This is a genomic window from Aeromonas sp. Y318-3 (assembly GCF_027706185.1).
In the GTDB taxonomy this organism is placed as follows: Bacteria; Pseudomonadota; Gammaproteobacteria; order Enterobacterales; family Aeromonadaceae; genus Aeromonas; species Aeromonas veronii.
In genome coordinates this window covers 258222-282884 of record NZ_JAPDCN010000004.1, presented here as the reverse complement: position 1 = coordinate 282884, position 24663 = coordinate 258222, and the positions used below count along the sequence as shown (strand labels likewise).

General features: G+C 54.3%; 26 protein-coding genes. 13 read left to right on the top strand and 13 right to left on the bottom strand.

Annotated elements, in window-relative coordinates:
* Window positions 1-77: 77 nt before the first annotated feature.
* Window positions 78-2054 carry a Lon protease family protein gene (locus OKB77_RS07960; RefSeq protein ID WP_204379783.1) on the bottom strand — a complete coding sequence of 659 codons (1977 nt, stop codon included), beginning with the start codon at window positions 2052-2054 and terminating at the stop codon, window positions 78-80.
* A 49-nt stretch (window positions 2055-2103) separates the two neighbouring features.
* A complete protein-coding gene (locus OKB77_RS07955; RefSeq protein ID WP_270817350.1) occupies window positions 2104-2496 on the bottom strand; it encodes a DUF3693 domain-containing protein in 393 nt (130 codons plus the stop codon).
* A 126-nt stretch (window positions 2497-2622) separates the two neighbouring features.
* Here OKB77_RS07955 and OKB77_RS07950 point away from each other — a divergent pair, with 126 nt between their 5' ends.
* The 8 genes from OKB77_RS07950 to OKB77_RS07915 all read left to right on the top strand — a co-directional run bounded on the left by OKB77_RS07950 (window position 2623) and on the right by OKB77_RS07915 (window position 9761).
* On the top strand, window positions 2623-2994 hold the full coding sequence (locus OKB77_RS07950) for a hypothetical protein (RefSeq protein ID WP_270817349.1): 372 nt from the start codon (window positions 2623-2625) through the stop codon (window positions 2992-2994).
* A gap of 94 nt (window positions 2995-3088) precedes the next feature.
* A complete protein-coding gene (locus tag OKB77_RS07945; RefSeq protein ID WP_270817348.1) occupies window positions 3089-5140 on the top strand; it encodes a replication endonuclease in 2052 nt (683 codons plus the stop codon).
* A 43-nt stretch (window positions 5141-5183) separates the two neighbouring features.
* Window positions 5184-5492 (top strand): hypothetical protein, encoded by a 309-nt coding sequence (locus tag OKB77_RS07940; RefSeq protein ID WP_270817347.1) that lies wholly within the window; start codon window positions 5184-5186, stop codon window positions 5490-5492.
* A gap of 262 nt (window positions 5493-5754) precedes the next feature.
* Window positions 5755-5970 (top strand): hypothetical protein, encoded by a 216-nt coding sequence (locus OKB77_RS07935; protein ID WP_265760259.1) that lies wholly within the window; start codon window positions 5755-5757, stop codon window positions 5968-5970.
* Between the two features lie 99 nt (window positions 5971-6069).
* A complete protein-coding gene (locus tag OKB77_RS07930; protein WP_270817346.1) occupies window positions 6070-7626 on the top strand; it encodes a hypothetical protein in 1557 nt (518 codons plus the stop codon).
* Between the two features lie 5 nt (window positions 7627-7631).
* On the top strand, window positions 7632-7958 hold the full coding sequence (locus OKB77_RS07925) for a hypothetical protein (protein ID WP_100645858.1): 327 nt from the start codon (window positions 7632-7634) through the stop codon (window positions 7956-7958).
* A gap of 11 nt (window positions 7959-7969) precedes the next feature.
* Window positions 7970-9109 (top strand): zonular occludens toxin domain-containing protein, encoded by a 1140-nt coding sequence (locus OKB77_RS07920; protein ID WP_100645859.1) that lies wholly within the window; start codon window positions 7970-7972, stop codon window positions 9107-9109.
* A 310-nt stretch (window positions 9110-9419) separates the two neighbouring features.
* Window positions 9420-9761 carry a hypothetical protein gene (locus tag OKB77_RS07915; protein WP_100645861.1) on the top strand — a complete coding sequence of 114 codons (342 nt, stop codon included), beginning with the start codon at window positions 9420-9422 and terminating at the stop codon, window positions 9759-9761.
* A 198-nt stretch (window positions 9762-9959) separates the two neighbouring features.
* Here OKB77_RS07915 and OKB77_RS07910 read toward each other — a convergent pair whose 3' ends face one another.
* The 7 genes from OKB77_RS07910 to OKB77_RS07880 all read right to left on the bottom strand — a co-directional run bounded on the left by OKB77_RS07910 (window position 9960) and on the right by OKB77_RS07880 (window position 14859).
* Window positions 9960-10160 carry a DUF3653 domain-containing protein gene (locus OKB77_RS07910; RefSeq protein ID WP_265760375.1) on the bottom strand — a complete coding sequence of 67 codons (201 nt, stop codon included), beginning with the start codon at window positions 10158-10160 and terminating at the stop codon, window positions 9960-9962.
* 564 nt (window positions 10161-10724) lie between these two features.
* On the bottom strand, window positions 10725-11015 hold the full coding sequence (locus OKB77_RS07905; protein ID WP_270817344.1) for a hypothetical protein: 291 nt from the start codon (window positions 11013-11015) through the stop codon (window positions 10725-10727).
* Window positions 11016-11080: 65 nt separating this feature from the next.
* A complete protein-coding gene (locus OKB77_RS07900; protein WP_270817343.1) occupies window positions 11081-11341 on the bottom strand; it encodes a hypothetical protein in 261 nt (86 codons plus the stop codon).
* 637 nt (window positions 11342-11978) lie between these two features.
* Window positions 11979-12416 carry a hypothetical protein gene (locus tag OKB77_RS07895; protein ID WP_270817345.1) on the bottom strand — a complete coding sequence of 146 codons (438 nt, stop codon included), beginning with the start codon at window positions 12414-12416 and terminating at the stop codon, window positions 11979-11981.
* A gap of 533 nt (window positions 12417-12949) precedes the next feature.
* Window positions 12950-13240 (bottom strand): hypothetical protein, encoded by a 291-nt coding sequence (locus OKB77_RS07890; RefSeq protein ID WP_270817344.1) that lies wholly within the window; start codon window positions 13238-13240, stop codon window positions 12950-12952.
* Window positions 13241-13305: 65 nt separating this feature from the next.
* Window positions 13306-13566, bottom strand: a complete 261-nt coding sequence (locus tag OKB77_RS07885) for a hypothetical protein (RefSeq protein ID WP_270817343.1) — start codon at window positions 13564-13566, stop codon at window positions 13306-13308.
* Window positions 13567-14019: 453 nt separating this feature from the next.
* Window positions 14020-14859 (bottom strand): hypothetical protein, encoded by an 840-nt coding sequence (locus OKB77_RS07880; RefSeq protein ID WP_270817342.1) that lies wholly within the window; start codon window positions 14857-14859, stop codon window positions 14020-14022.
* Window positions 14860-15444: 585 nt separating this feature from the next.
* Here OKB77_RS07880 and OKB77_RS07875 point away from each other — a divergent pair.
* Window positions 15445-15567, top strand: a complete 123-nt coding sequence (locus tag OKB77_RS07875; protein ID WP_108540654.1) for a multidrug transporter — start codon at window positions 15445-15447, stop codon at window positions 15565-15567.
* A gap of 549 nt (window positions 15568-16116) precedes the next feature.
* Here the strand turns inward: OKB77_RS07875 and OKB77_RS07870 are convergent.
* From OKB77_RS07870 to OKB77_RS07860, 3 genes are all read right to left on the bottom strand, one after another.
* The gene (locus OKB77_RS07870) at window positions 16117-16455 is read right to left on the bottom strand and encodes a hypothetical protein (protein ID WP_270817341.1); all 339 of its coding nucleotides are present in this window, start codon (window positions 16453-16455) and stop codon (window positions 16117-16119) included.
* Window positions 16456-16827: 372 nt separating this feature from the next.
* Window positions 16828-18105 (bottom strand): tyrosine-type recombinase/integrase, encoded by a 1278-nt coding sequence (locus OKB77_RS07865; protein WP_270817360.1) that lies wholly within the window; start codon window positions 18103-18105, stop codon window positions 16828-16830.
* 378 nt (window positions 18106-18483) lie between these two features.
* Window positions 18484-18786, bottom strand: a complete 303-nt coding sequence (locus OKB77_RS07860; RefSeq protein WP_005333111.1) for a YebG family protein — start codon at window positions 18784-18786, stop codon at window positions 18484-18486.
* A 170-nt stretch (window positions 18787-18956) separates the two neighbouring features.
* Here OKB77_RS07860 and OKB77_RS07855 point away from each other — a divergent pair, with 170 nt between their 5' ends.
* Window positions 18957-19841 carry an esterase/lipase family protein gene (locus OKB77_RS07855; RefSeq protein WP_265775553.1) on the top strand — a complete coding sequence of 295 codons (885 nt, stop codon included), beginning with the start codon at window positions 18957-18959 and terminating at the stop codon, window positions 19839-19841.
* A gap of 80 nt (window positions 19842-19921) precedes the next feature.
* On the opposite strand, the gene OKB77_RS07850 is transcribed toward OKB77_RS07855, so the two are convergent.
* Window positions 19922-21895: an SDR family oxidoreductase gene (locus tag OKB77_RS07850; protein ID WP_236353214.1), complete on the bottom strand. Its 1974-nt coding sequence runs from the start codon at window positions 21893-21895 to the stop codon at window positions 19922-19924.
* 248 nt (window positions 21896-22143) lie between these two features.
* Between OKB77_RS07850 and OKB77_RS07845 the strand changes: the two genes are divergently transcribed.
* The 3 genes from OKB77_RS07845 to OKB77_RS07835 all read left to right on the top strand — a co-directional run bounded on the left by OKB77_RS07845 (window position 22144) and on the right by OKB77_RS07835 (window position 24641).
* A complete protein-coding gene (locus tag OKB77_RS07845; protein ID WP_005333118.1) occupies window positions 22144-22716 on the top strand; it encodes a phasin family protein in 573 nt (190 codons plus the stop codon).
* Window positions 22717-22810: 94 nt separating this feature from the next.
* The gene (locus OKB77_RS07840) at window positions 22811-23998 is read left to right on the top strand and encodes a patatin-like phospholipase family protein (RefSeq protein ID WP_270817340.1); all 1188 of its coding nucleotides are present in this window, start codon (window positions 22811-22813) and stop codon (window positions 23996-23998) included.
* Between the two features lies 1 nt (window position 23999).
* On the top strand, window positions 24000-24641 hold the full coding sequence (locus OKB77_RS07835) for a TetR/AcrR family transcriptional regulator (RefSeq protein ID WP_204381932.1): 642 nt from the start codon (window positions 24000-24002) through the stop codon (window positions 24639-24641).
* The last annotated feature ends 22 nt before the right edge of the window (window positions 24642-24663 follow it).

The window sequence follows — 24663 nt, the reverse complement described above, 5'->3', positions numbered from 1 at the left end:
GCGGTATTTCCTTCAAATGGGTCAAAGCCGGGCCAATTTAGCTTACAGTTGTTCGCTAAACAACTCCGATCACTTCATCAGCGGCCAAACAGGCGCCCCAGCAGGGATTGCAGCAGTCCGACTTTGGCAGTGGAGCCGTTCAACTCGTCCAACCGCTCCTGAATACGGCCAAACAGGGTATCGGGCATATCAGGCTCACCGGCGACACAGCCAGTGAGCAACTCGATGGCCTCTTCCACATGATCCACCGGGTGGATGTGGAACTGGCCCGCTTCAACCGCTGCAATCACCTCGTCAGAGAGGTTCAATTGCTGAATGTTGGTGCCCGGCAAAATGATCCCTTGCTTGCCGGTGATGCCGTGGATTTTGCACACCCGGAAGAAGCCTTCAATCTTCTCGTTCACGCCACCCACGGCCTGCACATTGCCAAACTGATCGACCGCACCGGTCACGGCGAAGTGCTGATAGATAGGCTGGCGGGCGAGGGCAGAGAGCAGGGCACACAAGCCGGTCAGTGAGGCACTGTCGCCATCAATTTCGTGGTAAGACTGCTCGAACACCAGATTCGCCGACAGGGGGGAGGGGTTCTCTGCACCAAATTTGTTGGAGAGATAGCCGTGGATAATCATCATCGCTTTGGCGTGGATATGACCAGCCAGCTCCGCTTTGCGCTCGATATCCGCCACATCGCCATCGCCAAGGTGTACGGTAGCGGTGAGGCGCACCGGTTCACCGAAGTCATAGGGGTGACCGGAGACCTGAATGACCGACAGGCCGTTGATCTGGCCAATCTCTTCGCCATCGGTTTGCAGCAGGATCTGGCCGTCGATAACACCCTGATCGGACTGCTCAACCAGATAGTTGAGGCGGTAATCCTGCTCCTCCAGTGCGCCGCGGATATGCTCGTCAGTGACCACCTCGGATCCCAGCTCCCGGGCCAGACTGTCAGCCATCCGCATGATGGCGGAGAGTTGCACTTCGGAGAGCGACAGCCACTCCTGATGGTCACAGAGGCGGCTGGCATGACGACAAAGGGCGGCGAGGGCGGCTGGCGTGAAGTCCAGCAGGCTCCAGCGCTGGCGCAGCCAGGCCAGGTACTGCAGAAATTCCTGCAGATCCTCTTCAATATTCACCTCTGACACCAGATCCGCGCGCAGGAAGATGCGCTCGGACATATCCCGATCCAGCATCTGGAACTCGGCCACGTCCAGTCGGTCACCGACCAGGATCAGCTTTAGCTTGATAGGGGTTGCTTCAGGCGCGAAGAAGGGGGTCAGGGTTTTCCCTTCCTGATAGGCGTTCCAGTCCAGCTCGCCTTTTTGCATGGCATTTTTCAGTTTGAACCAGAGGTGCGGCTGATCCAGCAGCTCGTCCAGTTGCAAAATGAGGTAGCCGCCGTTGGCTTCGCGCAGCAAGCCAGGCTCCAGCAGGTGCTGGTTAGCATACACAGAGCCTTGCTCGGTCTGGTAGTTGATGGAGCCAAACAGGGTATCCCAGTTGAGATCACGGCCATAAATTACCGGCGCTTCCTGCGCTTCGTGGTGGATCAGCAAGTTGATCAGAATGGGGTGCTGGAATTCCAGACCCAATGCCACGTGAGCCGCCAGATCGGAGAGGAAATCATCGATTTTCGGATCATTGTTCTGCTTGCGCATGATGCGGGTCACGATGCGTTCGGCATCGAGATGGTGGCTCAACAGCTTGAGCAGCTCGCCAACCATTTCGCAAAACTCAACGCCGGTGCCTGGTTGCAGGCGCAGCCAGATAGGCTTGTAGGGGTTGTTCAGATTCTCGGTGTAGCAGAGATCAAACAGGTCACCATCCTTGCCATTGGAGTCGGCAATCAACGTTTGGCAAACGCCTTCGTAATCTGCGCCGGGAAACCCGTTGAGCAGCATGACTGGACAGTCACCATCAAAACTGGCAAGACGTTTGATGCCGGAAATGGCTCTGGGTTGCAGCGCAGCAAAGGGGATAGGTTCAAGCTCGCTGAGCTTGGGGAACTGTTCAATCGCAAAAGCGGGTTTTAATTGTTCTGATGTTAATTCAGCCACTTAAGACATCCGGTCGAAGATAGGATCAATTGTTGCCATTATACACAGTTCAATAAGTGGTGACAGGAAACAAGATACTTAATTTAACATAATATACATTATGCGCAGTGTTGGCAGGCTCTAAATTAGCGCTTCCCATCATCACGCAAGCCACGGCTAGAGCGGTTCCCGTGCTTGCGCAATACTTTTTTAGGATGTCATACCAAGTCGCTTTCATCTCTGGCGTCTTCGCTCTGACGGCGTTTAGTGAAATTATGACTTCCAGAGGATCTAGTCCGGCACCAATAGCTAGAATTTTTGCAGTCTCGTCAGTGAATTGCGCTCTTCCTTTGTTGATGCCTGCGATATATGCACTGCTAAAACCGAGGTCTTGGCACACTTGCGCGTAACTGGTGTAGTTTTTGGCCCTCATGTAGGCCTCCATCAGCGTTTTAGAGTCCATTTTTCTATCCTCATGTGTTTGTCAAACAAATCTTACCACAGCAATTCTGCTCACATTCCATACGTTGTAATAAGTTAGCGCGTCACTTATAAATCACTCGAACTTACCACTTAGTGAGCGAGTGCCATGGAAGCGCAGACCCTACAGCAACAAACCCCGATTTACCACGTTTGCCAAGAGTGCGGCGGCGAAGGTTGCGCCGCTTGTTCTGACCTGCTGATTCTGGATGGTGACATTCAACTTGACCCCGAATGGTCTGACGAGCACACCGTACAAGAGCAACTTGACTGGCTCGACGCTTTCTCCGAGCGCGTCCAGCTGCTCACCGCCATGGCGCCGATAAATGGGGTTATCGGCACCACTCCAGATTACCCGTTTTCCACCGAGGCCCGTCTTGCCAGTGTAAACAAGCTTGTGGCCCGTATGCCGTATCGCTCCGTTCGTTCTGAGGACAACCGCTCCTACCTTGAGGGCTGCGGTATCTGGGGTGACCAATGAGCGACACCATCAAAGCCATGTTTGGCCTGCTGTTCATCTTCGCCCTCGCCTTTCTTGGCTCTCACCTCACCGCCCCTATTCTGGAGGCCATGAAATGATGACCTATCAGACCCAGCCGCAACAGCAAGTTGCCCTCCCCCGCTGGTTTAACGAGGCCCAAGAACGCCGCGCTGCTCGCCGTGCACCCCGCGAAATGCACCAGAACTTCGCGCCGGTCACCAGCACGTCATGGAACAGCATCGTTAACCTGCGCCGTTCCCAGCCGTTCTCGCCGGAAACTGTAGCCGACAAGTTCGCCGCCCTGCCAATCGGCACGGCTGCCTGTGCAGTCTTCCGCGAGAAGATTGCCCTGCGTCACCCTGCCCTAATCGGATGGTTCACCCATGTCTATCAATCGCTATATGAAGCTCGGGGTCTACAAGCTGCTAATTCGGCCATACGGACCTTGGACCAGACTCTCTCTGTCAGCGGTGAGCTGGGGGTTTTCCGTTACTCTGCTGACGATCACGCTGTCGATACCTTTGCCCAGCGGTTCGCTGACCATACCGGAAAGCTGGTTGCTACTCGAAGTCACGTGGTTGCTCTGCAACTCGCTGTTGATCTGGCTTTCCATTACGGTCTTCGTCCGGTGGATACGCTCACCGAGGAACAAGAACTCAACCCTTATCCACTCCTTAATCGCTTGGCCGATATGGCGTGGATTCGTCGCCGCATTCGTCGCGTTTCAGCTACTCGTCTATACAACGCCGCACGACAGTTCTCTCTTATCAGCGGAAGACTGGCGCCTTATACAACGGACTTGTCTGTTGCTCGCCGCGCCTTTCGTCGCGCTAGTAACGACGAGACTCTTTCTGCGCTTGTTGCGCACAATGCGGATGATGTCTTTGATGCGGTGAGCATGAAGGATGCGGTCGATGCAAGCGTCAGCAACCTGAAAAACCGCCGTGCCGAGCTGATGGCCCGCCTTGCTGGCTTCTCACGCTGCGCCAAGGCCCAAGGCCATCACGCCATCTTCCTGACGTTCACCTGCCCAAGCCGGTTCCACTCCGTTCACCGTAACGGAAATCAAAACGAGAAGTGGATCGAGGCTGGCAAGCCGACCGTTCGTGATGCCCAGCTCTGGCTGGTCAAGACCTTCAATAACATCCGCAAGAAGGCCGACAAAGAAGGGATCAAACCCTACGGGTTCCGTTTTGCAGAGCCGCACCATGACGGCACCCCGCACTGGCACGCCGTGCTGTTCATGACGCTGGAAGACATCAAGACCTATATCAAGATCTGCCGGCACTACATGCTGGCCGACTCCGGCACCGAAGCCGGCGCACGTCAACACCGCTTCAAGGTGGTCTTCATCGACCCCCGCAAAGGCGATGCGGTGGCGTACTGCTCCAAGTACGTGGCGAAGAACATAGACGGCTACTGTGTGGGCGCCGACCACGAAGCCGGTAAACGTGCCAAATCCATTGAAACCGCTGCCCGCGTTGACGCTTGGAAATCTGATAACAGAATTCGACAGTTCCAGCAGCTCGGCGGCCCCTCCGTACAAGCATGGCGTGAGCTGCGCACCGTTCGCGCTCCCTTCGAACAGGATGACCAGATGCTTCAAGACCTCACCCCCGAGCAGCATTTCGCGCTCGAAAACGTCCGTCTGGCCGCCAACGCCGGAGACTGGGAGGCCTTCTGCTGCGCCATGGGTGGCGTACAGGTGCGCCGCAATGACCAGACCGTGCGCGTCACCTACGGCGTCCCCGAAGCCATGCAAATGCTGTGCGACGAATACGGCGTTCTCAAGCACAAGCCAGCAGGCCGCACCCAGTACGGCGACCCAGCATCAGCCCGCCCCATGGGTGTGATGTTCTCGCAAGTGTTCATCCTGACCCGAGTCAAAGACTGGCTGATCACCTCGAAAGAGAAGTGGGAAGCCGCTTGTCAGAAAACCATGGAGGGCATCAACGAGCAGTTCGAGGTGCTCAAGGAAGAGAAGGCATATGCCTTCATGGAGTACGAAGAATACGAGCGTACCCGCCAGCTCGCCATTTGTGACCACGAGCTCCGTGTGTGGCGGCTCTATCCCGATGCTTCGCGCCTCGCGGGGTCCCCTCAGGGGTGCGAGCCGCGAAGCGGCGGCTTGGACCCGTGTCACTAAGTGTCGTGGCTTTTTAAATCCCTTATCAATCGGAGAAGCAAAAATGGAAATCACCGGAACCATCATGGACGAAGCCGACATCATCCTGAACACCCGCAAACGTAACGGGCAGGACGTCAGAGTCGGTACGTTCAAGTTCACCACCACCAAGCCCACCGCCGTCATTGACGTGGCCCTCAGTGAGGATCAGGTCGCAGGCAACCAGCACGTTGAACTGCGCGGCATGGTTGGCAGTCGCATCACCCTGCAGATCGAGTACGTCGACAACTCCTATGCGGGTGAAGGTGGTCAGCACAAGTCCTTCAACGGCTTCCGCCTGTTCGCCCTGCCGAACAACACCAAGAAGGCTTAACCAATGCGCTGCGTCCAGGTCACTGCCGAGGGGTTCCTGCAAGCCGTTGATACGTCTGTTGGACAGTGCCAAGGTACGTACTTGGTCGAGCCCCAAGACCTTGCCACCATGGCCGCATGGTTAGACCCTGCGACCATTGGAGGGCAAGCAACACTCGTCGCGCTTTGCGGCGGGACGTTCACGGCAATCATCACCGTCTACTTCATGGCGTGGGGATATGCCAAGGCGTCTTCAATCGTAAGAATGAGATAAGGAATATCACATGAAAAAAATGACCATTATTGCCGCCATGCTGATGTCTGCTGGCGTTGCTCAGGCTGCTGGTGAAGGCTTCGACATCAGCGGGGTTCAAACTGCCGTTCTGGCCATCATCACAGCGCTGGGCGTGTTCCTCGCCGCTGTGGGTCTGGGTAAGACCTCGTTGAACGGGGCTATCTGGGGATGGAAGAAGATCTCCAGCATGGTATCGAGCCGCTAAGGCGCTGCAACTGGGGGCGGCTTCGGTCGCCCCTTTCTCTATAGGGGGCTCCCATGATTTGGGCACCGATAATGGTCATTCTAGGGATGGTACTGGCTTATGCGGTCATTGAAGGATTTAAGGGTCGGTGATGTCTTCCGGTTCCTCCGGTATATCTTCAACCCGTTCCGCTTGGTGAAGTGGTTCTTCTACTTCCTGTTCTTCAGCGTCATCTTGTCTCTCATGACGCTCACCCTTGTCGATAGCGCCCATGCTGCTGAGTGGACTCCAGCAACAAAAGAAAGGGTTGTTCCGCCTACTACTCTAGGTTCTTGTTTTTTGAACAACAATGGCTCATGGGGTTCTAAGACAAAATCAGAATGTGAGAACTCTTCTGGCCATCCCGGCTGGAAAGCTCCTGCTATATCTCAAGGTTGTTGGGTTTCAGGTACTGTTTATAAGTGTCAGTATAAAAATAACGGTGGTTGGTTAGGTGATAATCTTAATTGGCAGACTGCCTTGACCAATGTTCCTGAAACCTACGTTTGTAAAGACCCTAATTTTCCTGTTGGTCCCGTTCTAACCGCTGATGGGAACGTCTGCCAGAAGAAGCCGTTGACCTGTCTGACCGGCTCCATCAAGGAGACCAACGTCATCACCGGCAAGGAGTTCTGCCGCCCATACTGTCACGGCGTCGCCGGTAATACACTCGGTGCGCCAGGCGCCCTCGTCACTTTCTTCTCGGGCACGATTGGCTCGACCACCATATCCTGTTACGGCCAATGCTCCGTTGTTTCTCAAGGCGTATCTCTCAACTCGACCCAGAACCCTAATGTCTATAACGGGATCATCAAGTTCACCGGTGCAAACTGCCCGCTGCAAGTCAACGGCGAAGACGGCAACGAAACTGTCTCTGGTAACGTAGACCAAGCAACTTCTTCAGAGGGCACCAACAACGCCCAGAACGACCTGAACAACGCTACCAACAACGCTACGAACAACCCTGTCTCCGGCGCAACCGGCACCGCTAATCTGAACACAGTGGTCGATAAGCTGGCCGAGACCAGCAACGCCGAGATCAAGGCCAGCTCCGAGCAGAACGCCGCCCTTGGCAAAGTGGTTGAGAACGTGGGTAAGGATATCCAGCAGGCAATCAAAGATGCTCAGGCCGTTGGCGGCTCGGGTGCCAGCATCGGCCATATGCAGACAGCCAACGCCATCAAAGAAGGCAATCAGGCCATAGCAGACGGCAACGCCCAGCTCGGCGGCAAACTGGATGCGATCAAGGACGCCATTGAGAAGCAGGACGACACCAACGAGCCGTTCCCGCAGGTGCCGACCAAGATTGATGCCGACCCAGCGACCATCAACCCGAACCCCAACAATTGGGCCGAGCACAACTATGCAACCGTGCTCCAGAACCATGCCAAAAAGTTGCAGGAGCTGCCCTTGTACTCCGGTATCAGCGGCTTCTTCAACGTCAATATCAATGGCGGCAAGTGCCCAGAGTTCACGGCTGATATTCCCTCCGTGAGCATGCCCGTTGTCGGCACGTTCGGCGGCGGTAAGGTCGAGTACTCGTTCTGCGAAACCAGCATGGACTTGGTGCTTAACATCATCAAAAGCGTGGTGATGGTCCTCTCAACCTTCTTCGCTGTGCGATACGCACTGGAGTAATCACTATGCTGGGCGACTTCACCAATTGGCTCAAAGACATCATCAACAGCTTTGCAGCGTGGATCCTCTCCATCGTTCTGGCGATCATCCAGTTCGTTAATGACTTCCTGCTTGCGCTGTTCGAGACCCTGCTGGCGGCCATGCGAGCGGCCATCAGCCTGATACCGATGCCCGATATCTTGGCCTATAGCCTCAATGACCTGTTCATCGGGCTACCTGACCAGATCGTCTACTTCCTCGACAAGACGGGCTTCTCGTATGCCATCGGCGTCTTCGCCTCTGCGCTGCTGTTTCGCATCGTCCGTAAGTTCGTGACGCTGTTCCAGTGGTAAGGTGACCGATCATGTTTATCTTCCACGAAGGGATGCCTGGATCAGGCAAGAGTTATGAGGCGGTGGTGTTCGTCATCATCCCCGCCCTCAAGACCGGCAGGCGCGTTATTGCGCGTATCAACGGCCTCAACCATGCCCAGATAGCCGACCTTGCCGAGATACCAGAGGAGGAGTGCAGGAGGCTCTTGATTGAGCTCACAGACGAAGAGGTCATGCGCATTCAGGAGGTCGCGCAAGACAAGGATTTGATAGTCGTTGACGAAATTCACAAGTACTGGCGAGCAGCACAGCGCAAACTGGGCGATGAGATCACCGACTTCGTATCCGAACACCGGCACCGCGGTATCGACATCATCGGCATGGGGCAGAACCTCAACGACCTGCACTCCATCTGGCGCTATCGCTGCAACCGTAAGCTCGTCTTCAAGAAGCTGGATGCTGTTGGTCAGGTCAACCGGTACACGTGGACCTCCTACAGCGGCGAACTGCTGGCCGCCGGTCGTCGCACTCAGGTCGAGTTCACCAAGGTGCAATCTGGTATCCGATCATACGAAACCAAGTACTTCGGCACCTACGCCTCGACCACTGCCGACGATAACAACATGGGGACGTATTCTGATGACCGGTCAAACGCTCTCAAGGGGTGGAAGATCAGGTTTGGCGTCCCGCTCTCCATCCTGTGCTTCTTGGCGTCCTGCTATGCGATCTACTACATCATCTCGGACTTCAACGCGCCGGTGAACGAGGTTGTTGAGCAACAAACACCCGCCCCCAGTGCAGCCACTGGCACCAGTGCACCGGCTCAGGCCGCCCCAGTTCCCAAGGCCAAGCCCAAGCTGGATGACTTCTTTCTCGACTCGGTGGGCGAGAACAGAACCGCGCTCACGTATCTCGTGACAGTCGATGGCAACTTGTTGGACTTCTGGGTTGATGTCTGGGATCAGAATGATGTCAGCCTCGCTACATGGCGCATGGCGGACTTGCAGGATTTGGGCTGGACTCTCACTCTCAAGTCTTACGGCGTAGTGGCCCAGAAGGGCGATACCAAGATGCTCTTTCGGGAGCAGACTGCCAAGCCGAAGGACACCCCGCCAGACCGTAGGGAAATTCCATCCGAGGTCGCCAAGGCCAGCACCTCCTCCATATTCTGATGCTGAGAAATTGCCGCAGACATTTGACGCTCTCCTGTTTGAATTCTGTTGACAGAAATCAGGTCTTTGCCTACACTGAATTATGTAAACATAAATCAATAAAAGGGGTTCGCGAAAATGGCTAAGGTAAATTTCGAGTACGCCAGCGGAATACTGGAGGGGTACTGCCCTAAGACAGGGTTTGAATTCTCTTGGTTCAAGGGAGACCGCCGTGTTGATGTCTGCCACGAAGGCGCAGATGTCGCTGAACTGCCAGTACCAGAAGGCTTGTCAGTGGTACAGGTCAAGGCCCTGATCAGGGAGTCACGCTATGTCTAGGGGCGGCGTTCGTGAAGGTGCCGGAAGGCCCAAGGGTGAAGAAACAACAATGGTCCGTGTCCCTAACGGATGTCTTGAAGCGGTGCGGGCATTGATAACCGATCACAGAAATGGTCTCCCTCCATCGCTTCAAGCTCAGGTCTACGACTGGCGGCCATTGACCGAGCGACCGGAGCCAGGTCGAAAGATTGTGGTCTGGCATGGTGACGACTACCAGTTCGCCGAACATGCGCTTAACTCCGAGTGGCTGTTGCATAATCTCGACAACAACAAGATCAGGCACATCAAAGCGTGGTGCTACCAGCACCCAATTACACCCCCTGATTTCGGTTAACGATCACCGTAATACTCGCCCTGTCATCCCCCGCCAGAGTCAGCCCCTCAAGGTCTCACCACCATAGAACAGGGGCGGTAGCCCCTATAAGGCGCCCGATTACGTCAAATTGAAATGACGTAGCCGAGCGCCGAAACGCGCCCATCTAGACCCGAGGCGCGATCCCCCTCCTCCCTGCAAAACAGGCTTTTAAGGCTTTCACTTGACTGAGGTCGTCGAACGCCGCAGCGCCGCACCGGCTCTCAAGGTTTGAAGGTCTTCTGACCCAAAGGATTCAATGATTTCGAGCCGCTGCCGTGACAAATAGGTGCCCGCAGGGGTGATCAGGTGATGGCCTGCCATGCGCCATCCATCCCAGTATCGTGTAAAAACGGTTGGCAGCTCCCGTCCAACTGCCATCCTCATGACTCTTTTGCATACAGGCGGTATCGCTTTCCCCTCGTCCCAGAGTGTGACCTCTGTCACGGAAACAAAACAAAGTTTTGCTGTTTCCTCTGGACTCAAACCGCACTCAAACCACCGAAATATAAAGTTTTTTGTTATGTTACGTTCCATTCCACTTGTACCGCTCGAATCTGGCAAAGTTGCCAAGCGGGGAAATGGGGGCGCTTTTAACGTAACCATTAATTATGCGCAATCACCCAGTTGTCCTGGCTGATGCCGATAAAGCTAGTTATCGGCGTTAATTCTGGTAACGGTTACCTAGTGACGGGTGCTGCGCACCTGGGCAAACAGCCAAGTGCCGGCGAGCAAAAACGAAGTGGATCCACCGAACAAGATGGCGTGGAATTAAAAAACCCGTCCACACCCCCTAAACGGGGGTATGAACGGGCTGTTCGAAACCACGCACCATAAGAGCATGGGGATACAGCAAAGTAAAACCAGTGCGGCCTTAGGTGGATGGCCAGAAGGAAGCGAACCGTTAGAGGTAACAGTTACCGATAAAGTCCGCTGGGCCTACTATCAGTGTGACTCGTCAGAGCTGGAAGGAATAGCCAGCAAGCTAAGACATTGAGTGATTTCTTCGGATTGGGAATACAGGGTCTCAAGCACATGAGAGAAGCTATCAAGCTGAAAACCATGCTGAGACATAGAAATTAAGCCCGAGAGCAATTCGGTATGAGACTCGACCCTATCTTTCATCATCTGAAGCAATTCAGAGATGCCTTCGGATGATTTTTTTTCATGCGAAACATGGGTAGCAATCAAGGCAACGATATCCTGAGTTTCTGAGGTGTTAGAATGTTCAAGCATTTGATTTTCTCCGTAGATGATAATGCAAGCCGGAGTTGCAGCTCCGGCATTTTTATAGGTAACAGTTACCCATAAATCGGGTTTTGAACCAGCTTGGGCTGGTTGCCAGGAAACATATCTTTCAAATCGAGCCCTGTCTTTTCGAGGATCTCTTTTTTGTGACGGTAATAGGTCGAGGGAGGAACTACATCAAAAAGCTGTATATCCCTATCCCAGCGGCGATTATCGGTAACAGTTGCTAAATAAAGACAGCTGTAATAAGTCGAACGAGCCCCAAAACTGAGCCCCCTTATTTGAGCTGGACTAAGAAACCAGTACTGTGACATGGCACCCCCTTAACTACCATAGTGAAACTTACAACTGCCAATATAGCAAAGAATGTAGCCATTGCAAGAGTGATTTATCTCACTATGGCAAACCCATACCAAAAGTCCGCCCCTAAAGAGTTGTTTTTAAAAGAAAAACAAAAAGGAAGTACGGGTTTCCATACCAAAGTCCGGGTGTTACTGGCCCCCGGACTCGACAGAGGGGCAAGCAGGAGTTCACCGAAACGAAAAGATGTTTCGCCTCACCCCTGCCCCATCAGCAAAGAAAAGAACCCTGCGAGAGCGGGGTTTTTTGTTGAGCAAAGAAAAGAGGTGCAAGACCTAGAGTGTCTTTTGTCTACGACACGCAGCGATATTTGTCACCACACGCGCTCTATGGCCTACAAGGTCTCGTCCTCGCTGCGCTCCTTCCTCAACCTTTCCGACCGAGCACTCTATCGTGGCCTTAAAGACAGGTTTTGCAGGAAGGGGGGGTTTTACAGCGGAAAGGCCCGCCGCTGATTAGCATTCGAGGGGGCAGATGCTTGGGGGGCATACGTCCTCGGGACGCAAGCGCCCTGCGGAAAAGAAGTTTTATCATGTTTCGCGCTGCTCAACATATGCAGGGAGGCAGCGCGGGGGGCGGATAGGTCGGGAACTACTTGAGCGCCGCATCAAACACAGATTTAGCCAGGCTGTCCAGTTCGCCGGAAGGCAAGCCGAGGGATTGGGGGGCATTGGCAAGCAAGGTCTTGAGTGTGGCCAAGTGAGCGCGATTAAAGGTAACAGTGACCGTTTTTTCAGCTTGGCGGGCGCGATAGCGGGCCTGCTTTTCAGCTGGGGAAAGAGCCTTGCCAGTTTTGGGGCGACCCACTGGGCGCTTTTTGGGGATTAGGTCAAGCTGGGTTTCGGTAACTGTTACCAGCCCAAAGGAGGGGCCATTCTTGGGGGCTCCAGCAAAAAGCCCAGTCGATTTAGTGACCTTCTTTTCCATCTGGCCGATGACGATCACCCAAGCAAGCTTGTTCTCTGAGAGAACGGGATACTGGGTGCCAGCTTCAATTCCAAGTCCTGATTTGGTGCAAGTGAGTTTCATGGTCATTCCCTTGTTTGTGGTAACTGTTACCGTATTTACATTATCGGTCACTGTTACCATAATTGCAAGGTTATTTCGGTCACTGTTACCATTATTTTCTGACTGCGCCAAATGCGGGTTATATTAAAAATCCTGCGGAGCCCCCTGCCCCGCTGGGATTTTCGCAGGGGGCCAAGTTTTCAACATAACCCCGAACATTATGCGCAATCACCCAGTTGTCCTGGCTGATGCCGATAAAGCTAGTTATCGGCGTTAATTCTGGTAACGGTTACCTAGTGACGGGTGCTGCGCACCTGGGCAAACAGCCAAGTGCCGGCGAGCAAAAACGAAGTGGATCCACCGAACAAGATGGCGTGGAATTAAAAAACCCGTCCACACCCCCTAAACGGGGGTATGAACGGGCTGTTCGAAACCACGCACCATAAGAGCATGGGGATACAGCAAAGTAAAACCAGTGCGGCCTTAGGTGGATGGCCAGAAGGAAGCGAACCGTTAGAGGTAACAGTTACCGATAAAGTCCGCTGGGCCTACTATCAGTGTGACTCGTCAGAGCTGGAAGGAATAGCCAGCAAGCTAAGACATTGAGTGATTTCTTCGGATTGGGAATACAGGGTCTCAAGCACATGAGAGAAGCTATCAAGCTGAAAACCATGCTGAGACATAGAAATTAAGCCCGAGAGCAATTCGGTATGAGACTCGACCCTATCTTTCATCATCTGAAGCAATTCAGAGATGCCTTCGGATGATTTTTTTTCATGCGAAACATGGGTAGCAATCAAGGCAACGATATCCTGAGTTTCTGAGGTGTTAGAATGTTCAAGCATTTGATTTTCTCCGTAGATGATAATGCAAGCCGGAGTTGCAGCTCCGGCATTTTTATAGGTAACAGTTACCCATAAATCGGGTTTTGAACCAGCTTGGGCTGGTTGCCAGGAAACATATCTTTCAAATCGAGCCCTGTCTTTTCGAGGATCTCTTTTTTGTGACGGTAATAGGTCGAGGGAGGAACTACATCAAAAAGCTGTATATCCCTATCCCAGCGGCGATTATCGGTAACAGTTGCTAAATAAAGACAGCTGTAATAAGTCGAACGAGCCCCAAAACTGAGCCCCCTTATTTGAGCTGGACTAAGAAACCAGTACTGTGACATGGCACCCCCTTAACTACCATAGTGAAACTTACAACTGCCAATATAGCAAAGAATGTAGCCATTGCAAGAGTGATTTATCTCACTATGGCAAACCCATACCAAAAGTCCGCCCCTAAAGAGTTGTTTTTAAAAGAAAAACAAAAAGGAAGTACGGGTTTCCATACCAAAGTCCGGGTGTTACTGGCCCCCGGACTCCGAGAGGCCCCAAAAGACCCCTGCCCCATGGCTGGGGTTTTTTAATGCCTAAAGAGGTGCAAGAAGTCGACAGTCTTTTGTCTACGACACGAGGACGCGAGGGTGGCCTACGTTCCCGGGCATTAAAGACCGGTTTAGCAGGAAGGGGGGTGTCCCAGTCTCTGGGACAGATGGGCGTGTTCCGCCGCGAAACGGTGATGGCCAACACGGGCAGTAGTGGGCGGCTTGTAGGGGCTTGCGCCCCTGATTACGTAACCGTTATGCATCGGTGGATGACGTAGCATCAGAAACAAGCTGACCAACCCAAGCCGACTGACAGGCATCACGGAGCCGCGTAGCCAGTTGTTTATCAAGGGGAAAAGTGATGCCACTTGCAACAGCGGTCAGATAGGTCAGAAGCTCATCAGCATCAGAACGGTCAAAGGTGACAGTTACTTTTTTCATCTTATGGCGGGCACGATAAGCGGCCTGCTTTTCAGCTGAAGTCATGGGGCGATCACCTAAAGTAGGTCTCCCCCGGGGGCGTTTCGGCTTGGCCTGCTCGGGTTGAGGCTCAACTTGTGTAACTGTTACCAATTCAACAGGCTCGACGGGTTGCGATTCTTGGATTGTTTCGGTAACTGTTGCCAAAGCTTCCTGCTTGGGCTTTTTAGTGGGCGCTTTTCTTTTAGTCACTGTTACCTCTGTTTGTGGCTCGGCCAGCGCGGTTACTGGTGCGAGAGATGAACGACGGGCCAACGTATCGGCAATCATCTTGTCGTTCTTGGCGTTGATCTGTTTGATGCCATCAGACAAAACCTTGGCCGAATCCGGGACTGAAATAAGTGAAGGTTTCTTGGATGGCTTGGGCGGCAAAGAGACCAATTCCTTCTCCAGCTTATCGGCTTCCATGTCGGCCTCAATCATAAGGGCCTCAATGGCACGACGCAGAGGAATCGCTCTGGAAGGCCACACAGGCTCATCAAGAGGCAAATCAGCTGGTGTCATACCAAGAGCCTCCAGAGACTCAATAATACCGTAGAGGTCTGGCTGCTTAATAGCGGCAAGGAGGCTGTTGTAACGGGCGCGAAGGTCTGCGATGTGCTGCTTGTAGTCCATGACGAAGTTCCTTTTTGTCACTGTTGCTTTAATGAGTATAGCAACGGTTACAAAATGCACAAGCATTAAAGTAACTTAGACAAAAAGATTTCGCATAATGCGGGTTATATTAAACATCCCTTCGGGAGCCCCCTGCCCCTGCGGGATTATTGCAGGGGGCCGAGTCTTCAACATAACCACCAGACATTATGCGCAATGACGGGTGCAGGAGGACGGAATGAAGAGAACTGAACAATGGAGCCGCTTTGATGCGGTTGACTGCTTGGCCACCAAGGCCGATATGGTTGCCTATCTGTAAGCAGCTCTTGAAGATGGCGATCCGGCGCTGCTGACTGCGGCGTTTGATGATGTGGAGCGCGCTCGCGCCAATCTGCGTGGCCAGCCGCGCTACACGCTGGAAGAACTGTTGGCTCAGTGTGATCCCAATGCTGGTACATTTGATGAGCTTGATAGGATGTTGAATTCAGGGTCAGAGATTTGATCTTTTATTCTCGTATGCCGTTCAACTTGTCCATGGGAATGTATTGTGCGATAAAAATGAGGCCTCTCATGAGGCTGCGCTAATCAACTATAGAGGATCCTTGAATGGCAAAGAAGCCTGCACCTAAGTACCGTGACGCAGAAACAGGACAGTATGTTCCAAAGAAATATGCAGATAAGCACCCCAGTACAACGGTGAAAGAAACTGATAAACCGAAGAAAAAGTAAATGAGAGCTACTTGTAATTAATGCCGATAATCCCATTTATCGGCATCATCGTGAGAGATAATAAGTCTTTATTCAGCCGGTTCCCCTGCTGTTTTGCAATGTAGAGGTCGGCCAACTTGGCCAACTGATCCGCCAAAGCCCCCTCGCCCACAACATCTACTCGCTCAACCAGGAAGTCAGGCGGTGCCTTTTCCTGGTTGAAGTAGTCATCCTAATGATCAGATATACCCCCTCCCCTTAGTCGATATTCTGAAATCACAAATGTCCCATTTTGAGACAAGAGTTCACTATTAAATCAATACGTTGTGCGGAATCCCCCTCACTTATTGAGCGTTATGTTTGATTTTCACCGTTATAACTATCGTCATTACCGTGAATATTCTTGGAAATCTCTGTCCCCTACTTGAGAGGTCTCTCTCTGGAAATATTGATACTCCTTCTTGTAAAACAGCCATAAAAAAATGTCGACTATCGCGATAGATTCCCCTCCCCTTAATCCTCACGGCTTATTGTTGTGGCTGGCATGATTGCGACTTTTTGGAAGTCGGGTCAATTCATATTCAAGGCACGTTTGGCGATGGCCAATGTGGGTGGCTGGCAGGTCAAGTAGAGGTTGCTGTTGAACTGCTGCAATATACGTTTGAGCTCGTTCATATCATCGGGATGGAGGGTTAAGGACCAGAGTGCTCTGGGCTGGCCGTGATGGAGGCCATTGGTATAGATAATGGTGCAATCTTCGATACGCAACTCTTTGCAGTGGGCCTCCATCTGCAGGCCCACATCCGGAAACCAGATATGCAGCGTGTCAGAAGATATAAAGGTGAACTGGGCTATGAGAGACCCTTTGCCAACGATCCTGAAGGTCTTTTCCACCACTGCCACTTGCATACCCGCTCCTTGGTATTTCGTTAATATTGATATCAATATCACCAATGATGACTGGATATGCAAGTGTGATAACAAGGCGCTGTTCAACCGAATATGACTGCTTCCGGCATGTTACTTAGCTTTCGGCATCGGGTGTTCTCGTTGTTTCAGCAAGCAATTCTGTTTTTTGCTTCTCTGCTACGGGATAAATATGTATGCCGCAGATGGCAAGGAGCCTGTTCGGAATCATCCATGTGAGCCAAAAATATTCCCTGAACCGATTGCCATCCAGAGACGTACAACATTGCCGCGCCAACTTCTATGACACCCCAAACAAGCCATTATGTGTTCTAAGAGCAGTCAATACAAATCAGGGTCACGTCACATTGTTCGTTAGCTTTTGTGAACGTTATCTCTCACCTGTTGATTCAGTCGGTCCAGCGGCTTTTGCTGGGCGCTCTCATGTCGTTCACTGTTGCTGGTGTGCAGGTATTTCGAAGTGGTGTCGATGCTGTCATGTCCTGCATCGGCCTGTACGTGGGAGAGCGGCCGCCCATGCAGGTTGATGTCATGGGTGATCCCGGTGTGGCGGATCGCATGGGGAGAGAGTTGCAGCATTTCGGCCGCATCCTGGACAAATCCATCCTGCTCTGCCAATTCTGCCCCTTTACCGATGATCACCATGATCAAATCCCGTAGCTGGCGAATTCCAAGGTTGGCGTTGAGTTCCCCCTGATCGCGACCATGTGCTGCCGCTTTATGGCGAACGAACAGTGGTGTCTGTTCATCCGGTGTCGGCAAGGGAGAGAGACCGAGGAAGCGGCGGTAGCGTTCGAGTGCCGCCAGCAGCGCTTGGGATACCGCTACGGTACGCCGTTTACCCCCTTTGCTTTGCGGAATAAAGTAGCCCCAGACGCCGGTTTTGCGATCCCGCCTGAACTGCCCCATCACTGGGGTAAAGCCCGGCCGGGCTGCAACCTCAGAGATCCGCAGATAGCAGGCGTACATCAGAATGGTGAGAAAACGGCTGCGCTCGTGTTGCTCCGGATGGTCGTTGGCAAGGGTATCGGCAGCCTGCATCACGTATGACCACTGCAACTCGCTGAAGGCCTGCACCTGATCATCGGCCTCCAGCTGTTGCGGCCGTTTGACCCGCTGCAGTAGCAGAGCGGGATTCCTGTCCATGTACTCCTCCTGGATCAGAAACTGGAAGAAGGCCGACAAGATGGCGAGTTTGGTCTTCATCGCCTGCTCGCTCAGGCGATAGGGCAAGGTGCGGCCCAGCTCCCGCTTGCCGAGAAACGGTCGCCATTGCGGATTGGGCAACCGCTCTCCCCACTCCTTGTCGAGGACAAACTGCGCCACGTTGCGATAGGCGATCAACTCGTCAGGGGGGGACTGACAGTAGTCGAGATAGCGGATCATGATGCGGCGAGTGAGATCTTTCGGGCTGATGGCCGCCTCGCGAAAGCACCAGTGCAAAAAAGTGGTCAGTTCGCTGCGATAGGTTTTGTAGTTGTTTTCGCTGTTGCGCTGCTCCAGCAGCCAATCGACCGCCAGTTCGTAAACCAGACCGGCATCGGGTACATCGTTGAGGCTGAGGTTGGCAAGGTACTGATTGACCTGTGGGTTACCGGCCTCCAGATAGATAAGGCTGTCAAACAGCGGCATGGCTGGCGGCAAGGATAATGGTTGTTGAGTCATGGTGTTGCTTGTTGATGATGAGATGAATCGATATGAGCCTGTGAGCCGAGACGATAGAAAAGGGCTCGTGATAGATGAATGCGGCTTCTATTGGGATTGGTACTGCCTCTTGTTGTTGCTGATTAAGGTAACCGGGAGCGATCTGGATAACGTTCTCTCCACTGTTTGCTCATTATTTCCTCATAGATCTGGCTGATGTCGCTCAGTGGTGCACGCTATTCAGTTATGCATAGGATATGCAGCATGGTTAAAAAATTCTCGGGGTAAATAGCCGTGAAAATGGTTTTAAATGCAAATAAAGTGAATGCGTTGAACCATTTATCCCGAGAAATAAGGTCTGTGCCATCAGGCCACCTGTTTGAGTGGCTTCTCCTTGCGCTTGGCTGCTGGAGCCTCTTCCTCTTTCGTGCCTGCCTGAACCTTGCCGCCGCGCAGCAGGGTTTGCAGCACATCACGCTGCTCTGCCAGGTAGAATGCCAGACTCTCTTGCTGCTCTGGTGCCAGCTCGATCGGGGCGCCAGCCAACAGGGTCATCAACTCATCGGCCGTATCCAGCAGCTTGTCATAGGCATCGGCCTCTTTTTTGCTGGCAAAGGTCATTTTTTCCACTCCCCCACGAACAACCACATATTTGATCTCGACAGCCATGATGGCCTCCTCTTGGTGATGACGGATAGAGTATATGTATGGATATACAGCATTGCAAATAACCTCACCGGAAAAGAGTTCGCTGGGGTGTAGCGACAAAAGCCGCGCTGGATCAAGCTGTCTCAAAGTGCCATTTGACGTCCACGCCTGACTGGTCGGATCATGGCCTTATGACGATCGTACGACACCTGTTTATTCTGCTGATGGTAGAGGTGCTGCTCCTCGGGAGTATCGCCCATTTGGTCGTGGGACTCCCCTGGTTGCTGACCCTGCTGTTTGTCGTGTTTGCCCTGCTTGGGTTGCGTTGTCTGGTGGTGCTCGGCAGCTGGCTGTTTACCCGCTTCTACCCCTCCCCGGCTATCGGCCCTTGGCGCAGGGTGAAGATGATGGCGCAGGAGATGCTGGCCTACCTCTATACCTTCACCTTGTTGCTACCGTTCGAGCCTTTGCTGATGGCACCCGATCGGCTGCGTTCATGCCAGCGCCCTGTATTGTTGGTGCATGGTTACGGTTGCAGTCGCGGGATCTGGCGTACCCAGCGCACCCGACTGGAGACCGCAGGCCATGTGGTCGCCACCATTACCTTGATGCCACCATTTGGTCATATCGATGAGATGGTGCCGCTATTGGCCAAGCGAATTGACGATGTGCTGGCGCAAACCGGGGCTGACAAGCTGGTGCTGGTCGGTCACAGTATGGGCGGGCTGGTCTGCCGCGACTATCTGGCTATCCATGGTGGTGACAAGGTAGAGTGCCTGATCACCCTGGCCACCCCCCATCAGGGCAGTCAGCTTGCCGCCCTTGGGCTTGGGGCCAATGCCCGTGAGATGGAGCCCGGTTCCGGCTGGTTGCAGCGTTTTGCCTCTGTGCCGCTTTGCGTGCCCGGCATCTCGGTGCGCACCAGTCACGACAATGTGGTGATGCCGCAGGAGCGGCAACGATTGGCGGGAATGGAAGATATCGAGTTGCCCGCCATTGGCCATCTCTCTCTGCTCTACTCCCGTCGCACCACTGATCTGCTACTTGATCTGCTGTCCGAGTCTGACCCGCCTTGATCGTTCTTCAACTGCTATTCCAAATAAAACAGGGGCCTGATTGCTCAGGCCCCTGTTGATCTCTTTATCGTATCACCCGGTTAGAAGTGGATACCCTTGATCAGGGTCGACACGGCAACCTGATCTGCGGTCGCCTTGGACTTGTCGCCATCCTTGGGATCGGCAAAGGTGCGGAAGCTGGTATTCATGATCACCTGCGCAACACGAGGTGCCAGGGCATGCACCACCTGACCAAACACCCCGAGGCGTGTGGCCAGTCGCACATGCTTGTTGATGATGGTATCGCACACCAGATCGGCGGCCTCTTCCGGCGTCATCATAGGTACCTGCTCATAGACCTTGGTCGGCGCGACCATCGGCGTTTTCACCAGCGGCATATTGATGATGGAGAAGCTCACCCCTTTATCGGCAAACTCGGAGGCGGCGGTACGCACCCAGGCATCGAGGGCCGACTTGGAGGCAACATAGGCGGAGAAGCGCGGTGCATTGGTCAACACCCCGATGGAGGAGATGTTGATGATGTGGCCTTTTTTCTTCTCGATCATGGTGGGTAGTACCCCCATGATCACCTTGAGCGCACCAAAGTAGTTGAGCTGCATGGTGCGCTCCAGATCGTGGAAGCGATCGAAGGAGTCCTCGATGGAGCGGCGGATGGAGCGGCCGGCATTGTTGACCAGAATATCGACGCCGCCGTGATCGGCCACGATGCGAGCGGTGATCTCCTCGGCCTGCGCCAGATTTGAGAGATCCCCCTGATAGATCTCGATGGTCAGCCCCAGCTCGGCAAACTCGGCTTTAGTCTCGGCAATCTTCTGCTCGTCGCGAGCGATGGTCACGACGTTGGCCCCCGCACCCGCCAGCTTGCGCGCGGTTGCACGGCCGATACCAGAGGTTGCCCCGGTCACCAGCACCACCTTGCCCTCTACCCGACCACGCAGGGAGCGATCGATGAAGAGCTCTGGGTCGAGGTGACGCTCCCAGTAATCCCACAACCGCCAGGCGTAGCTGTGCAGCGGCGGCACTTCGATGCCTGTCCCTTTCAGTACCCGCTGGGTTTCGCGACTGTCGAAACGGGTGGGATAACTGATCAGGCGGAACACATCCTTGGGTAGACCCAGATCGGCGATGGCGGCATCGCGGATACGGCGCACTGGCGCCATGGTCATCAGCATGGCGGTCAGGTGGCGGGGAATGAAATTAAAGAGAGAGGCATTGATGCGGATCGCAGGCTCTGGCGCATGGGCGGCGCGGGAGAAGGTGCTCAGCATATCGCCAACCCGCATCGGGTTGGGGTCGGTCAGGTGGAAGGTTCTGTTCTCCTCTCCCTCCTGATGGGCGATATGCACCATGGCATCGACCACAAAGTTGACAGGCACTATGTTGATGCGCCCGCCCTCAACCCCGATGGCGGGCATCCAGGGCGGCAGCAGACGGCGCAGCTTCTGGATGGTCTTGAAGAAGTAGTAAGGACCGTCGATCTTGTCCATCTCGCCGGTGTTGGAGTCACCGACAACGATCCCCGGTCGATAGACTCGCCACGGAACTGTGCACTCGTTTCGCACAATCCCTTCCGCTTCGTGCTTGGTCTGGAAGTAAGGCATGTCGAGGTGCTCGGCTTCATCAAACATATCCTCGCGAAACAGACCATCGAACAGGCCCGCTGCAGCGATGGAGCTGCAGTGGTGGAACTGTCCAGCCCCCAGCCGCTCGGCAAGTTGAACAGCCTGACGGGTCCCTTCGGTGTTGACCTGCTGCTGGATCCCGGCCTTGGCGTTCAGATCATAGATGGCAGCCAGATGGAAGAAGTGGTCTATCTTGCCGATCAACTGCTCCTGCATCTCGACCGATACCCCCAGCAGCGGTTGCGTCATGTCGCCAAAAACCGGGACTGCGCGCGATTCATCCACATTCCAGAATGCAAATAACTCCGGCAATTTATCCTGATGAGAGGCGCGCATCAGAAAATAGACGATACAGTCAGGATGCTGTTGGAATAACTTTTTGATCAATCGACGCCCGATAAAACCACTACCGCCAGTAATGAAATAGTTCATAAAGAGAATCCTGCTACTGATTAGGGTGTTACTAGGTTGTTAGATATATCACGATTCATATGGGAATCCGCAATTTGATTGTCGGTTCGTGAGCAAACCCTAATTTCGGTGGTGTGCCTGTTCCGTTATTAGGTAGAACCCTCTATTTTTTGTCCCTAGACTGAAGTTGAAAAATCAGTAATGCCACAACTCGATTGCAGTTTCGTTGTCGCCATTACATTTATCTGTCGTTATTCAAGGAGAAGATCATGGCTAAGAAATTGAAAGCGCTGGCAGGGTCAGTGACCGACAACCAACTCACCTCCACCATCAAAGAGTCCACCCAGCAGATCTGGTTGGCAGGTCTGGGTGCCTATGCCAAGGCGCAGGAAGAGGGTGGCAAGATCTTTGAAGCGCTGGTGCAGGAAGGGGAAGCATTACAGGCCAAAACCCGTCAGAGCGCAGACGAGAAGATTGCCGCTGTGACCGACAAGACCGCCAATACCTGGGGCCGTCTGGAGCAGGTGTTCGAAGATCGCGTGGCCCGCGCTGTGGCCAGCCTCGGCATCCCGACCCGTAAGGATATCGACAAGCTCTCCAAGCGCATGGCCGAGCTGACCGACGTGGTCCAGCAACTGCTGGATGCGCAGGAAGAGGAAGCCCCTGCCGCAGAAGCCAAACCGGCTGCAGCCAAAAAGCCCGCTGCCCGCAAGCCTCCGGTAAAGAAGGCACCGGTAGCCAAGGCTAAAGAGGCCGTGGTTGAGCAGGCCGCCGATCTCCTCTCCGCCGCCGAAGACGCGGTGAAAGAGGTGAAGGCCAAAGCAGAGAGCGTCCTGCCCTGATCCCTCGTGGTGACGGAAGGTGATTGATACCGGCCCATGCCCTGCGCTGGGCCGGTCTTGTCATGGTGAATATCATGGATAGAGAGGCGACGCTATGAGTACCATCGCAATTGCCCTTGCTGGCGGCGGGCCGCTCGGCGGCATCTACGAGATCGGTGCCTGCGCTGCCCTCTCTGACAGCATCAGTGGCTTGCGCCTTGACCATGCCGATATCTATGTTGGCGTCAGTTCGGGGGCCGTGGTGGCATCGGCGCTGGCCAACGGCATTTCGCCGGCTAAGCTGGTGCGGATCCTGCTCAGCGATGATTCGGGAGAGATGTTTGACCCGGCCACCTTGCTGCGCCCCGCCTTTCGTGAATATGCTGACCGCCTGACCTCGATTCCGCCGTTGGCTTGGCAGAGCCTGACCTACTATCTGGCGGCGCCCTGGAAGCGCAGCCTGTTTGAATCGCTGCAGGGACTCTCCAAGGCCATTCCGACCGGACTGTTCGACAACCGCGGGGTGGATCGCACCCTGACCCAGTTTTTTTCTCGTCCCGGCCGCAGCAACGATTTTCGCCAGCTGCGCAGTCGACTGTTTGTGGTCGCCACCGAACTCGATACCGGCCATCCGGTCGCCTTCGGCAGCCCGGGGCTCGATGACGTGCCTATCTCGGCGGCGGTACAGGCGTCGGCCGCCCTGCCCGGCCTCTTTCCCCCTTCATTGATCAACGGTCGTTACTATGTGGACGGGGCGCTGATCAAGACTCTGCACGCTTCGGTAGCGCTGGAAGAGGGGGCGGATCTGGTGTTCTGCATCAATCCGCTGGTTCCCTATGATGCGGACATGGCCGCCGGCGCGCCGACCAATCTGGTGGACAGCGGTCTGCCGGTGGTACTGGCCCAAACCTTTCGCGCCATCATCCACTCCCGCATGCATGTGGGGATGGATCGCTACAAACACCAATATCCCGACGCTGACGCCCTGCTGTTTGAGCCCTCTTCTGCCGATGGCGAGATGTTCTTCACCAATGTGTTCAGTTATCGGTATCGCCGCCGTCTCTGCGAGCACGCTTACCAGCATACCCGCCGCGATCTCTGGCAGCGTCGTAACGAGCTGGCGCCGGTGCTGGCCAAGCATGGCCTCGAGCTCAATCTGGCCGCGCTGGCCGATGAAGATCGCACCCTGCTGGCCCCCGGCATTGGCTCGGTCGCCGCCCTCGACAAGTCGCTGGAGCAGTTGCAGCACTGGCTTGCCAAACGCTATCGCCACGGCGTGCGCCGTTCATCACCAAAGGAGTAGCATGGATCGCAAACCCAAACGTCGTACCCGGGAGCGGATCCTGACCACTGCCCTCGCCTGCTTCAATCGACAAGGGGAACCCAGCGTCACCACCTCGGCCATTGCGGCCGAGATGGAGATCAGCCAGGGCAATCTCTACTACCACTTCCACAACAAGGAGGAGATCGTCAACGCCCTGTTCTGCGAATTTGAACAGCAGATGGATCGCCTGCTGGAGGCGGTCAGCACCCCGTCCGATGAGCCCGAAGATATCTGGCTCTTTCTCCACCTGATGTTTGAAGCCATCTGGCAGTACCGTTTCCTCTACTACGATATCGCGACCCTGATGAGTGGTTATCATCAGGTGGAACAGCGCTTTTCCGCCCTGCTGCGCCGCAAGGAGCAGACCGCCATCGCCATTTGCAACCATCTGCAAACGGTCGGGCTGATGGAGGGCACGACGCAACAGATGCGCACGCTGGCGGCCAATGTGGCGCTGGTGGGCACATTCTGGATCTCTTACCAGCGGGCACTGTACCCCAAGGCGGACGCCGATATCGCCCTCGGCGTCTTTCAGGTGATGCAACTGGTCGCACCCTATTTGCGGGCCGATGCCCGCGCTCATCTGGGCGCCCTCGCCCACCACTACACCGACAAGGTTTGATTCACATGCTACAGGGAGAACA